The organism is Mycobacterium sp. NPDC003449, assembly GCF_053588415.1.
Map to the genome: position 1 here is coordinate 1 of NZ_JBSFPX010000198.1, position 13,250 is coordinate 13,250.

The 13,250-nt window shown below is 68.6% G+C and carries 12 protein-coding genes; 10 read left to right on the top strand and 2 right to left on the bottom strand.

From position 1 onward, the window contains the following. Positions 1 to 468 (bottom strand): MFS transporter (locus tag ACWDTP_RS32405; RefSeq protein ID WP_450027314.1); only part of this gene is annotated, 468 nt, incomplete at its 3' end. Positions 469 to 613: 145 nt separating this feature from the next. On the opposite strand from ACWDTP_RS32405, the gene ACWDTP_RS32410 reads away from it, so the two are divergent. Further along, complete coding sequence (locus ACWDTP_RS32410) at positions 614 to 1,633, top strand: Lrp/AsnC family transcriptional regulator (protein ID WP_450027315.1); 1,020 nt, start codon at positions 614 to 616, stop codon at positions 1,631 to 1,633. On the opposite strand, the gene ACWDTP_RS32415 is transcribed toward ACWDTP_RS32410, so the two are convergent. Further along, the gene (locus ACWDTP_RS32415) at positions 1,620 to 2,075 is read right to left on the bottom strand and encodes a peroxiredoxin (RefSeq protein WP_450027325.1); all 456 of its coding nucleotides are present in this window, start codon (positions 2,073 to 2,075) and stop codon (positions 1,620 to 1,622) included. The genes ACWDTP_RS32410 and ACWDTP_RS32415 overlap by 14 nt on opposite strands. Before the next feature lie 71 nt (positions 2,076 to 2,146). Here ACWDTP_RS32415 and ACWDTP_RS32420 point away from each other — a divergent pair, with 71 nt between their 5' ends. The 9 genes from ACWDTP_RS32420 to ACWDTP_RS32460 form a co-directional block, all read left to right on the top strand. Then, positions 2,147 to 3,691 (top strand): anthranilate synthase component I, encoded by a 1,545-nt coding sequence (locus tag ACWDTP_RS32420; RefSeq protein WP_450027316.1) that lies wholly within the window; start codon positions 2,147 to 2,149, stop codon positions 3,689 to 3,691. Beyond that, entirely contained in the window at positions 3,688 to 4,296 is a 609-nt protein-coding gene (locus ACWDTP_RS32425) for a TIGR02234 family membrane protein (protein ID WP_450027317.1), read from the top strand. The genes ACWDTP_RS32420 and ACWDTP_RS32425 overlap by 4 nt, the downstream gene beginning before the upstream one ends. 83 nt (positions 4,297 to 4,379) lie before the next feature. Continuing rightward, positions 4,380 to 5,198: an indole-3-glycerol phosphate synthase TrpC gene (gene trpC / locus ACWDTP_RS32430; RefSeq protein WP_450027318.1), complete on the top strand. Its 819-nt coding sequence runs from the start codon at positions 4,380 to 4,382 to the stop codon at positions 5,196 to 5,198. A 36-nt stretch (positions 5,199 to 5,234) separates the two neighbouring features. Then, positions 5,235 to 6,500: a tryptophan synthase subunit beta gene (gene trpB, locus ACWDTP_RS32435; RefSeq protein WP_450027319.1), complete on the top strand. Its 1,266-nt coding sequence runs from the start codon at positions 5,235 to 5,237 to the stop codon at positions 6,498 to 6,500. Further along, positions 6,497 to 7,285: a tryptophan synthase subunit alpha gene (gene trpA / locus ACWDTP_RS32440; RefSeq protein WP_450027320.1), complete on the top strand. Its 789-nt coding sequence runs from the start codon at positions 6,497 to 6,499 to the stop codon at positions 7,283 to 7,285. Before trpB ends, trpA begins: the two co-directional genes overlap by 4 nt. Next, entirely contained in the window at positions 7,282 to 9,729 is a 2,448-nt protein-coding gene (lgt, locus tag ACWDTP_RS32445; protein WP_450027321.1) for a prolipoprotein diacylglyceryl transferase, read from the top strand. Before trpA ends, lgt begins: the two co-directional genes overlap by 4 nt. A gap of 27 nt (positions 9,730 to 9,756) precedes the next feature. After that, the gene (locus tag ACWDTP_RS32450; protein WP_450027322.1) at positions 9,757 to 10,161 is read left to right on the top strand and encodes an NINE protein; all 405 of its coding nucleotides are present in this window, start codon (positions 9,757 to 9,759) and stop codon (positions 10,159 to 10,161) included. Beyond that, complete coding sequence (locus ACWDTP_RS32455) at positions 10,151 to 10,564, top strand: DUF2752 domain-containing protein (RefSeq protein ID WP_450027323.1); 414 nt, start codon at positions 10,151 to 10,153, stop codon at positions 10,562 to 10,564. The genes ACWDTP_RS32450 and ACWDTP_RS32455 overlap by 11 nt, the downstream gene beginning before the upstream one ends. 84 nt (positions 10,565 to 10,648) lie before the next feature. Then, the coding region (locus ACWDTP_RS32460) for a glutamate synthase central domain-containing protein (RefSeq protein ID WP_450027324.1) at positions 10,649 to 13,250 on the top strand (2,602 nt) is incomplete at its 3' end.

The following is a 13,250-nucleotide window of genomic DNA, read 5'->3' on the forward strand; positions in this document are numbered from 1 at the left end:
GATCATCAGCACCGACATCGCGGCACCCATCCGTGCCTTCGGGAACCACAAGGTGAGGTAGAAGATGATGCCCGGAGCGAAGCCGGCTTCGAACACCCCGAGCAGGAACCGCAGGATGTAGAAGCTGGTGGCATCCCGCACGAACAACATCGCCGCCGAGGTGAGACCCCAGAGCAGCATGATGCGGAAGATCGTCTTCCTGGTCCCGATGCGTCTCAGCAGCAGGTTGCTCGGAACCTCGAAGATGACATAGCCGAGGAAGAAGATCCCGGCCGCGAGCCCGTAGACCGATTCACTGATGCCGATGTCGCCGGCCATCTGCAGCTTCGCGAAGCCGATGTTCACCCGGTCGATGTAGGCGAACAGGTAACAGATCACCAGCAACGGCAGCAGGCGCCAGGCGATCGAGCGGTAGACCGACGCCGGCGCCGCATTGGGCGGTGCGGCGCTCTCGGTGTTGGCGACCATGGATCTCCTCGTGTTCCTGGTACGGGTGCGGCATTGCCGCGCACCCAGTACGGTGCAGGAGACCGTCGTTACAACCCGGAATTTTGCAGGAAAATCACGTTCAGATGATTGTCATTGTCTGATCACGACATGATGAGGTTTCCGCGTGTGGTCGGCTGACCTGCTCGACGAAACGGACCTGGCGCTCGTCGACGCGCTGCAGGTGAGCCCGCGGGCCAGCTGGTCAGACCTCGCGGGCGCGCTGGGCCTGACGCCGATCACCGTCGCGCGGCGCTGGCAACGGCTGGTCGACACCGGCTCAGCCTGGGTCACGGTGGCGCTGGGGCACCGGCGGATGAGCGGAGCGGTGCTGGAGATGTCGTGCCGGCCGGGCACGGCGCACCGGGTCGCGCTCGCCCTCGCCGAGCAACCGCACATAAGTACGGTGGGGATCACCACCGGGCGCTACCAGATCTTCGCCCTGGTGCTGGCGCCGTCCCTGCCCGCCATCGCCGAGGTACTCGTGCACTCACTGCCGATTCCCGATGACGTGACAACGGTGCACTCCTACGTCTACGGCGGGTTGTTCGGCGGCGTGGTGTGGCGCCTCGGCGTGATGAATCGCGCGCAGTCCCAACTGGTCCGCGAATCGTTGCCGCGGTCGCCGGCGCAGATGCGCCCGCTCGGGCCGGGGGACAGGGCGCTGTTCCTCGCCCTCGGCCACGACGGGCGCCGTGCCTACACCGACCTCGCGACCGAGTTGGGGACTTCGCCCCAAGCGGTCCGGCGCAGGCTGGATCGGCTGCGTCGCAGCGGTGACATCACCTTCCGGTGCGATGTCGCCCGCCCGCTGACGGGTTGGGGTGCAATGGCTTTCCTGTGGCTGAGCGTTCCGGACGACGATGTGCCGACGGTGGGCCGGGCGCTCGGTTCGCTCCCGGAGACACGGCACTGTTCGCGGGTGGCGGGACCGGCCAACCTGGCACTGGTCGTCAGCCTGCACTCGCTGGAACACCTCGACGGGATTCTCGGCACGATCGGACGGGACCACCCCGCCGTGACGGTGACCGACCGCAGGGTGGTCCTGCAGCAGGTCAAGGTGCACGGACGGATCGTCGACGAGCAGGGGCGCAGCGTGCGGGTCGTCCCCGTCGACCCGTGGGCCGGCGCCGTCAACGCGCCTTGAGGACCTCCAGGGCCCGGTCGGCGTGGCTGTCCATGCTGATCTCACTGGCGATCACGTCGAGGATCCGGCGGTCGGTGTCGATGACGAACGTGGTGCGCTTGACCGGCATGAGCTTGCCGAGCAGCCCGCGCTTGACCCCGAACCGGGTGGCCACGGTGCCGTCGGCGTCGGACAGCAGCGGGTAGTCGAACCGCTGGATGTCGGCGAATTTGGCCTGCTTGTCCACCGGGTCGGTGCTGATCCCGACCCGGGATGCACCGGCGGCGGCGAATTCGGCGGCCAGGTCCCGGAAGTGGCAGGCCTCCTTGGTGCAGCCCGGCGTCATCGCCGCCGGGTAGAAGAACAGCACCACGGGGCCGTCGGCGAGCAGACCGCTCAGGCTGCGGATCTGGCCCGTCTGATCCGGCAATTCGAACTCCGCGGCGGTGTCACCCGTCCTGATCGGTGTCATGGCAGCACACGCTACGCCGTCTGGATGCCGGGCCGCCGGGTCCGGTCTGGGAGGATTGAACCGTGCAACCCACCGCCGAATCCGCCGCTGGTTCCTCGCTCGCGCTCACGACCTCGCGCGAAGACTTCCGGGCGTTGGCCGCCGGGCACCGGGTCGTGCCGGTCACCCGCAAGGTGCTCGCCGACAGTGAGACGCCACTGTCGGCCTACCGCAAGCTGGCCGCCAATCGTCCGGGAACCTTCCTGCTGGAATCCGCCGAGAACGGGCGCTCCTGGTCGCGGTGGTCGTTCATCGGTGCGGGAGCGCCGTCGGCGCTGACGGTGCGCGATGACCAGGCGGTGTGGCTCGGGACGGCGCCGCAGGGCGCACCCAGCGGCGGTGATCCGCTGCAGGCGTTGCGGGCGACGCTGGACCTGCTCAAGACCGAGGCAGTGATCGGCCTGCCGCCGTTGTCGTCGGGGCTGGTCGGGTTCTTCGCCTATGACATGGTGCGGCGGTTGGAGCGGCTGCCCGAACTCGCCGTCGACGACCTGGGGCTGCCGGATATGGTGCTGCTGCTGGCCACCGACATCGCCGCCGTCGACCACCATGAGGGCACGATCACCTTGATCGCCAACGCGGTCAACTGGAACGGCACCGACGAACGCGTCGACTGGGCCTACGACGATGCCGTCGCGCGGCTGGATGTGATGACCGATGCGCTCGGCCAGCCGTTGTCGTCCGCGGTGGCCACCTTCAGCCGGCCGCAGCCGACGCCGCGGGCCCAGCGCACGGTCGAGGAGTACACCGCGATCGTCGACCGGCTGGTCGGCGATATCGAGGCCGGTGAGGCGTTCCAGGTGGTCCCGTCGCAGCGCTTTGAGATGTCCACCGCCGCGGACCCTCTTGATGTCTACCGGATGCTGCGGGTGTCCAATCCCAGCCCTTACATGTATCTGCTGAATGTGCCCGATTCCGAAGGCGGACTGGACTTCTCGGTCGTCGGGTCGAGCCCGGAAGCGTTGGTCACGGTCAAGGATGGCCGGGCGACCACGCATCCGATCGCCGGGACCCGGTGGCGCGGGACGACCGAGGAGGAGGACGTGCTGCTCGAAAAGGAGCTGCTGGCCGACGACAAGGAACGCGCCGAGCATCTGATGTTGGTCGACCTGGGCCGCAACGACCTGGGCCGGGTATGCCGGCCGGGCACCGTGCGGGTCGAGGACTACAGCCACATCGAGCGCTACAGCCACGTCATGCATCTGGTGTCGACGGTGACCGGTGAACTCGCCGACGGTAAGACCGCACTGGACGCGGTGACGGCATGCTTCCCGGCGGGCACCTTGTCGGGTGCGCCCAAGGTGCGGGCCATGGAGCTGATCGAGGAGGTCGAGAAGACCCGCCGCGGCCTCTACGGCGGCGTGCTCGGCTATCTGGACTTCGCAGGCAACGCCGACTTCGCGATCGCGATCCGGACCGCACTGATGCGCGCCGGCACGGCCTATGTGCAGGCCGGCGGGGGAGTCGTGGCCGACTCCAACGGGCCGTACGAGTACACCGAGGCGTCCAATAAGGCGCGCGCGGTGCTCAACGCGATCGCGGCCGCCGACACCCTGGCCGAACCATGATGCGCATCGCGCAGCTACTGCTGGTCGTCGCGGCGGCCGGGTTGTGGGTCGCCTCGCGGATGACGTGGGTGCGGGTCGGCTCGTTCGATGGGCTCGGGCAGCCGAAGGAGGCCACGCTGGTCGGCTCGTCCTGGTCGACCGCGCTGATCCCGCTGGCCCTGCTGGTGCTGGCCGCCGCGGTGGCGGCATTGGCGGTCCGGGGCTGGGCGCTGCGGCTGCTGGCCCTGCTGGTGGCGGCGGCCAGCGCCGGGATGGGGTACCTCGCGATCAGTCTGTGGGTGGTCAAGGATGTCGCGGTCCGGGCCGCTGACCTGGCGTTGGTGCCGGTGGCCGAGCTGACCGGGACGCAGCGCTCCTACGGCGGTGCGGTGGTGACGCTCGTCGCCGCGGTCTGCACGCTGTGCGGCGCGGTGCTGCTGATGCGGTCGGCAAACGGTCCCGGGCGCGGTGCGGCGTCGCGCTATGCCGCTCCAGCAGCACGTCGAGCCGCCACACAACAGCAGGACACCGGTGAAGCGATGTCCGAGCGAATGATCTGGGATGCGTTGGACGAAGGCCGTGATCCGACCGGGGACCGAACCGATCAAGACAACAAGGGTCGGTGACAGGTGAAAGTGTGGCGACGGCTACCCTTCGAGGGAGGTCAACCGGGATCGACCCGGGTACACCGGAAAGGAATCGACGGGCGATGAGTTCGGCCACAGTGCTCGACTCCGTTATCGACGGAGTCCGCGCCGACGTTGCCGCTCGCGAGGCCGTCATCAGCCTTGCCGACATCAAGGCGCGGGCCAAGGACACGGCACCGCCGTTGAACGTGATGGCCGCCTTGCGGGAGCCGGGGATCGGGGTGATCGCCGAGGTCAAGCGGGCGAGTCCGTCCCGTGGTGCGCTGGCCAACATCGCCGACCCGGCGGACCTGGCGCAGGCCTACGAATCCGGCGGGGCGCGGGTGATCAGCGTCCTCACCGAGCAGCGCCGGTTCAACGGATCGCTCGACGATCTCGACGCGGTGCGGGCTGCGGTGTCAATTCCGGTGCTGCGCAAGGACTTCGTCGTCAAGCCCTACCAGATTCACGAGGCCAGGGCGCACGGTGCGGACATGCTGCTGCTGATCGTCGCGGCACTCGAACAGTCGGTGCTGGAGTCGCTGCTGGAGCGCACCGAATCCCTCGGAATGACCGCTCTGGTCGAGGTTCACACCGAGGAGGAGGCCGACCGTGCGCTGCGGGCCGGGGCCACCGTCATCGGCGTGAACGCGCGCGACCTCAAGACGCTCGAAGTCGACCGAGACTGCTTCGGCCGGATCGCTCCCGGTCTGCCCAGCAACGTCATCCGCATCGCGGAGTCCGGTGTCCGCGGCACCGCCGATCTGCTGGCCTACGCCGGCGCGGGGGCCGACGCCGTACTCGTCGGCGAGGGCCTCGTCACCAGCGGTGATCCCCGCGGCGCGGTCGCCGATCTGGTCACCGCGGGTACGCATCCATCCTGCCCGAAACCGGCTCGCTGATTCGGCAATGAGCCGCTCGTCCGAAGAGAAAAACTGATGGCGGATCTCGCCGGCCCCGACCTGCCGCGCTCCAGCGCGGCGGTAGCCGAACCCACAGTCCACGATCCCGACGCCCGGGGGCATTTCGGCTCCTACGGCGGCAGGCTGGTACCGGAAGCCCTGATGGCGGTGATCGAGGAGGTCACCGCCGCCTATGAGAAGGCCAGAGGCGATCAGGCCTTCCTCGACGAGCTGGATCGGCTGCAACGGCACTACAGCGGGCGGCCGTCGCCGCTGTACGAGGCGAGCCGGTTGTCCGAGCACGCCGGCGGGGCACGGATCTTTCTCAAACGGGAAGACTTGAACCACACCGGATCTCACAAGATCAACAATGTGCTGGGGCAGGCGCTGCTGGCCCGGCAGATGGGCAAGAACCGGGTGATCGCCGAGACCGGGGCGGGGCAGCACGGGGTGGCCACGGCCACGGCCTGCGCACTGCTCGGCTTGGAGTGCGTCATCTATATGGGCGCCGTCGACACCGCGCGCCAGGCGCTCAACGTCGCCAGGATGCGCCTGCTGGGCGCGACGGTGGTCTCGGTGCAGGCGGGATCGAAGACGCTCAAGGATGCGATCAACGAGGCGTTCCGGGACTGGGTCACCAATGCCGAGGAGACCTACTACTGCTTCGGCACCGCGGCCGGGCCCCACCCGTTCCCCGTCATGGTGCGCGACTTCCAGCGCGTGATCGGATTGGAGGCGCGGGCCCAGATCCAGGACCAGGCCGGCCGGTTGCCCGATGCGGTCACCGCCTGCGTCGGCGGCGGCTCCAACGCCATCGGGATCTTCCACGCCTTCATCGACGACCCGGCCGTGCGACTGGTCGGCTTCGAGGCGGCCGGCGACGGTGTCGAAACCGGTCGGCACGCCGCGACGTTCACCGGTGGATCACCGGGTGCCTTCCAGGGTTCGTTCTCCTATCTGCTGCAGGACGACGACGGCCAGACCATCGAATCCCACTCGATCTCGGCCGGCCTCGACTACCCGGGTGTCGGGCCCGAGCACGCGTACCTCAGGGAGCAGGGGCGGGCCGAGTACCGGCCGGTCACGGATACCGAGGCGATGGACGCCTTCTCGTTGCTGTGCCGCGCCGAGGGCATCATCCCGGCGATCGAGTCCGCCCACGCGCTGGCCGGTGCGCTCAAGCTGGGGCAGGAGCTGGGACCGGGGTCGATCATCGTGGTCAACCTGTCGGGCCGAGGCGACAAGGACGTCGAGACCGCCGCCGAATGGTTCGGGTTGCTCGACGAGGGGGATGGGCGATGAGTCGGCTTGCCGAGTTGTTCGACACCTGCCGCGCCGAGGGTCGCGCAGCGTTGATCGGTTATCTGCCAACGGGTTTTCCCGATGTGCCGACCTCGATCTCGGCGATGACCGCGCTCGTCGAGTCGGGGTGCGATCTGGTGGAGGTCGGTGTGCCCTACTCCGACCCCGGAATGGACGGCCCGACGATCGCCGATGCGACCGCAAAGGCCCTCGCCGGTGGGGTGCGGGTGCGCGACACCCTGGCCGCGGTGGAGGCGATCAGCAACGCAGGCGGCCGCGCGGTGGTGATGACGTACTGGAACCCGGTGCTGCGCAAAGGGGTTGACACGTTTTCGCGGGATCTGGCCTCCGCCGGCGGCTACGGTCTGATCACCCCCGACCTGATTCCGGAAGAGGCCGACGAGTGGATGGCGGCCTCCGACGCCCACCAGCTCGACCGCATCTTCCTGGTCGCGCCGTCGTCCACACCCGAGCGCCTGGCCGCCACGGTGCAGGCCTCGCGCGGATTCGTCTACGTCGTGTCCACCATGGGGGTGACCGGCGCGCGTGACGCCGTCTCGTCGGCCGCATCCGAACTGGTCGGTCGGGTGCGTGAGCTGTCCGACATTCCGGTGGGCGTCGGGCTCGGTGTCCGGTCGGGCGCGCAGGCCGCCGAGATCGGCGCCTACTCCGACGGCGTCATCGTCGGATCCGCTTTGGTCACGGCACTACAGGACGGGCTGGACTCGGTGCGTACCCTCACCGAGGAACTGGCCACCGGCGTTCGTCGAAGGATTTCAGCTTGACCACAACCGTGCTCGCATACCTGCCCAGCCCGTCGCAAGGGGTGTGGCATCTGGGCCCGGTGCCGATCCGTGCGTACGCACTGTGCATCATCGTCGGTATCGTCGCCGCCCTGATCATCGGTGATCGCCGGTGGCAGGCCAGGGGCGGTGAGCCGGGGGTCATCTACGACATCGCTCTGTGGGCCGTGCCTTTCGGTCTGGTCGGTGGCCGGCTCTACCACGTCATGACGGACTGGGAGACCTATTTCGGTCCCGCGGGCAAGGGTCTGGCCGCGGCGTTCCAGGTGTGGGAAGGCGGCCTCGGTATCTGGGGCGCCGTCGCGCTGGGCGCGGTCGGCGCCTGGATCGCCTGCCGCCTGCGCGGAATTCCGTTGCCCGCCTTCGGCGATGCGATCGCACCGGGCATCATCCTGGCGCAGGCGATCGGCCGCCTGGGCAACTACTTCAACCAGGAGCTGTTCGGCCGGCCGACCACGCTGCCCTGGGGCCTGGAGATCTACGAACGCCTCAACGCCGCAGGCCAGAAGGATGTCCTCAACGGGGTCTCGACCGGCCGGGTGCTCGAGGTGGTTCACCCCACGTTCCTGTACGAGCTGTTGTGGAACCTCCTGGTTTTCGCCCTGCTGATCTGGGCGGACCGCAAATTCAACCTGGGCCACGGCCGGCTGTTCGCGATGTATGTCGCCGCCTACTGCGTGGGACGGTTCTGCGTCGAGCTGCTTCGCAGCGACTTCGCCACCGAGTTCGCCGGTATCCGGGTCAATACCTTCACGTCGACGTTCGTGTTCATCGGCGCCGTCGTCTACATCATGCTGGCACCCAAAGGTCGCGAAGATCCGGCCTCACTGGCCGGTAAACGGGCGGAGACCGAGGATTCCGAGCCGGTCGACGAAATGGGCAAGGAACTCGTCACGGCCGCCTCGACGAGCGGTGTGGTAGCCGCGGCGGTGGCCGCCGGACGAGACGACACCGAGGACGCCGACCATATGCACGCCGACGAGGTCGTCGGTCCCGACGAGAGCGCCGATGCCGCGGCCGCGGTGGAGTTGAAGGCGATCAAGCCATCCGAGGCCGAGGAGAGCGCGGGCGAAGAGGACGACGACGACGTCGAGGAAGACGCCGATGACGTCGAATCGGCTGCGGTCGAACTCGAGGACACCGACGAGGACACCGACACTGATGAAACGGAATCGGGCGAGGAATCCGAGGCCGAGCCGCTAGCTGCCGAGGACGCCGAACCCGAGGTCACTGACGAAACCGACGCGGACGGGGACGCCGAGCCCGAGGCGCCGGCCGACGATACCGATGTCGACGCCGAAAGTGCGAAGAGTCCTGAGGGCGAGGCTGAGGTCGCCGACGAGGCTGTTGCGGATACGACGGAGTCCGCCGACACCGACGAGCCGGACGAGGACGACGTCGACTCGGAGACTGAGGCGGAGCTCGCCGACGAGGCGGAGTCGCTTGACGCTGATGAGGTCGAGGCAGGCTCGGCAGCGGACGCCGAGTTGGTGGGGGCGGCAGAGGTCACGGATGAGCCCGAGGCGGATGAGCCCGAGACGCAGGCCGACGCGGAGTCGACCGACGATACCGAGTTCGACGCCGAAAGTGCCGAGAGTCCTGAGGGCGAGGCCGAGGTCGAGAGGCCCGAGGAGACGGCACCCGAAGCTCCCGCCGATTCCGACGAGGCTGTTGCGGATACGGCGGAGTCCGCCGACACCGACGAGCCGGACGAGGACGACGTCGACTCGCAAGCCGATGAGGCAGAGGCCGACTCGGCGGCGGCGGCCGATGCGGTGGAGACCGCCGACTCCGCGGAGTCGACCGACGATGTCGATGTCGACGCCGAAAGTGCCCAAAGTCCTGAGGACCAGGCCGAGGTCGCCGACGGGGCTGTTGCGGATACGGCGGAGTCCGCCGACACCGACGAACCGGACGAGGATGACGTCGACTCGGAAGCCGATGCGGCTGAGGTGAGTGACGAGCCGGAGTCGCTTGACGCCGATGAGGTGGAAGCCGGCTCGGCAGCGGACGCCGAGTCGGTGGGGGAGGCAGAGGTCACCGACGAGGCCGAGGCGGATGAGCCCGAGACGCTGGCCCATGCCGAGGCTGCGGACACCACTGGCTCCGAGGAACTGGCCGATGAGGAGTCGACCGACGATGTCGACGCAGAAAGTGCCCAAAGTCCCGACGATGATGCCGAGGCCGCCGACGAGTCGGAGGCCGACGAGCCGGAATCGCTCGACTCCGATGGGGCCGAAGCGGATTCGGACGTCGAAACCGATGCGGGCGGTGCCGAGCCGAAATCCGATGTCGAGCCGCAAGCCGAGCCGAAACCGGAGCCCGAGGGTGAGCGCACGACCAGGGCGCTGCCCTACCGCATCCCCGCGACGCGCGAAGAGCCACGGCCCGGTCGCATCCGCCGGCTGTTGCGTCGCAACCGGTAAGTCACACCGCTCTGGCATGCTGGAGTGATGACCGATCCAGCACAGTTCGGCGACAGCACGGCGGGCGGGGCGCAGCCGCCGTATCCGCCACCCGCGGGTTACCCGCCGCCCGGCGGATACCCGCCGCCACCGGGATACCCACCGGCGTATTTCGACCCCTCGGCGCCGTATGGTCGTCACCCGACGACCGGTGAGCCTTTCTCCGAAAAGTCCAAGGTGGTCGCGGGCCTTCTCCAACTCGTCGGGCTGCTCGGATTCGTCGGCTTCGGCCGGATCTATTTGGGGCAGACCGGGCTGGGCCTGATCCAGCTGGCCATCGGCCTGGTCACCTGCGGTATCGGTGCGGTCATCTGGGGCATCGTCGATGCCATCCTCATCCTCACCGACAAGGTTCGAGACCCGAACGGGCTACCGCTGCGCGATGGCACCTGACGCCGCACTCGGCGGCAGAACGGCACGCCTCACCGCGATCGGCACCGGCGCGGCGTTCGTCGGCGGTCTGGCTTACATCGGGTTGTCCGATCCGCACCGCCCCGGCTTCCTGTTCCCGCCGTGCCTGTTCAAGGCGGCCACCGGCTGGGACTGCCCGGCCTGCGGCGGGCTGCGGATGACGCACGACCTGCTGCACGGGGATATCGGTGCCGCGGTGACCGACAATGCGTTCGCGCTGATCGGACTTCCTTTGCTGGCGCTGTGGGTGCTGGGGCGGTGGCGCGCGGGCCGGCCCCCGTTTCCGTTGCCCGCGGTGGTGACGATCGTCGTCGCCGTCCTCGGCTGGACCGTGGTGCGCAACCTGCCCGGGTTCCCGCTGGTCCCGACGATGATCGGCGGGTAGGCGCCGACCTGCGCTGATACACTGGTCATTCGGGCCGGTGCAGTCCCGGGACCAGGATGTTCCGGACTGTGGAGGTGCGATCCAGTGCTTTTCTCGGCATTGCCAGCCGCGCAGGGGCTCTACGACCCCGCCAACGAAGCCGATTCCTGCGGCGTCGCCATGATCGCCGATATCCAGGGCCGCCGCTCCCACGGCATCGTGGCCGACGGATTGGTCGCGCTGGAACATCTCGAGCACCGCGGCGCGGCCGGAGCCGAACCCAACAGCGGTGATGGGGCCGGAATCCTGCTGCAACTGCCGGTCGACCTGCTGCGCGAGGTGGTCGACTTCGACCTGCCCGGGCCCGGCGCCGACGGCGCCGAAACCTTCGCCGCGGGCACCTGCTTCCTGCCGCAGGACCCGGCCGCCCGGCTCGCGGCGCGTGAGCGGGTCGAGGCCATCGCGGCCGAGGAGGGCCTCGAAGTGCTGGGCTGGCGGGCGCTGCCGGTCGACCCGGACGGCGCCGGAATCGGCGTAACCGCATTGGGCTGTATGCCCTATATGGCGCAACTGTTCGTCGCCGCACCCGAGGCCGCGGGCCGCCGGGCAGGCGGTCTCGACCTCGACCGGCGGGTCTACCCGTTGCGCAAACGTGCCGAGCAGTCCGACGTGTATTTCCCGTCGCTGTCCAGCCGCACCATGGTCTATAAGGGCATGTTGACGACAATGCAGCTGCCCCAATACTTCCCGGATCTTCGGGATGAGCGCTGCCGGAGCGCCATCGCGATCGTGCACAGCCGGTTCTCGACCAACACCTTCCCGTCCTGGCCGTTGGCCCACCCGTTCCGGTTCGTCGCCCACAACGGTGAGATCAACACCGTGCGGGGCAACCGTAACCGCATGCACGCCCGCGAAGCCATGCTCGCGAGCACGCGGATTCCGGGCGAGCTGAGCCGGCTGTCACCGGTCTGTACGCCGGGCGCTTCGGATTCGGCGTCCTTCGACGAGGTGCTCGAGCTGCTGCACCTCGGCGGCCGCAGCCTGGCCCATGCGGTCCTGATGATGGTCCCGGAGGCCTGGGAGAACAACACCGCGATGGCACCGGAGGAGCGCGCGTTCTGGCAGTTCCACGCCTCGCTGATGGAACCGTGGGACGGCCCGGCATGCGTCACCTTCACCGACGGGTCGGTGGTCGGGGCGGTGCTGGACCGCAACGGCCTGCGGCCCGGCCGCTGGTGGCGCACCGTGGACGATCGGATCATCCTGGCCAGCGAAAGCGGGGTGCTCGACGTGCCCTCGGCCGAGATCGTGGCCAAGGGGCGGCTGCAGCCCGGCAAGATGTTCCTGGTCGACACCGCGGCGGGCCGCATCGTCTCCGACGATGAGATCAAGCAGCAGCTGTCGGCGGCCGAGCCCTACACCGAGTGGCTGCACGCCGGGCTGCTCGATCTCACCACGCTGCCCGACCGCGCCAGGATCCAGCCCAACCACGATTCGGTGGTGCGCCGCCAGATCGCCTTCGGCTATACCGAGGAGGAACTGCGGATCCTGCTGACGCCGATGGCGGCCTCCGGCGGCGAGCCGTTGGGGTCGATGGGCACCGACACCCCCGCCGCCGTGCTCTCGTCGCGGTCGCGTCTGCTCTACGACTATTTCGTCGAACTGTTCGCTCAGGTGACCAATCCGCCGCTGGACGCCATCCGGGAAGAGGTGGTGACCTCGATGGCGCGGGTCATGGGCCCCGAGCAGAACCTGCTGGAGCCCGGTGCCGCGTCCTGCCGCCAGATCGTGCTGCGGTGGCCGGTGCTCGACAACGACGAGCTCGGAAAGATCGTCCACATCAACGACGATGGTGAGCATCCCGGCCTTCGCACCACGGTGCTGCGTGCGCTCTACGATGTTGAACGGGGCGGGGATGGCCTGGCTGAAGCCCTCGAGGAGCTTCGGTTGCGGGCCTGCGACGCTATCGCCAAAGGCGCTCGGACCCTGGTGATCTCCGACCGCGACTCCGATCACACCCTGGCCCCGATTCCCTCGTTGCTGGCGGTGTCGGCCGTGCACCACCACCTGGTGCGCACCAAACAACGCACCACGGTGGCGCTCGTGGCGGAGAGCGGCGACGCCCGCGAGGTGCACCACATCGCCATGCTGATCGGATTCGGGGCGGCCGCGGTCAACCCGTACCTGGCCTTCGAGTCCATCGAGGATCTGATCCGGGAAGGCGAACTGACCGGCATCGAACCCGCCGCCGCCGTGCGCAATTACGTGAAGGCGTTGGGCAAGGGCGTGGTGAAGGTGATGAGCAAGATGGGCATCTCCACCGTCGCGTCCTACACCGGCGCCCAGGTCTTCGAGGCGATCGGCCTCGACCGCGACGTCGTCGGGGAGTACTTCGCCGGAACCACCAGCCAACTCGGCGGGGTCGGCCTGGATGTGCTGGCCGAGGAGGTCAAGCTGCGGCACCGGCGTGCCTACCCCGAGAATCCCACCGAACGGGTGCATCGTCGGCTCGAGGTGGGCGGCGAGTACGCGTTCCGGCGCGAAGGCGAGTTGCATCTGTTCACCCCGGAAGTGGTGTTTCTGCTGCAACATTCGACTCGGACCGGGCGCCAGGACGTGTTCGCCGAGTACACCAGGGAGGTCGACCGGCTGGCCCGCGAAGGGGGAGTGCTGCGTGGGCTGTTCGAGTTCAAGGAGGGATTGCGCC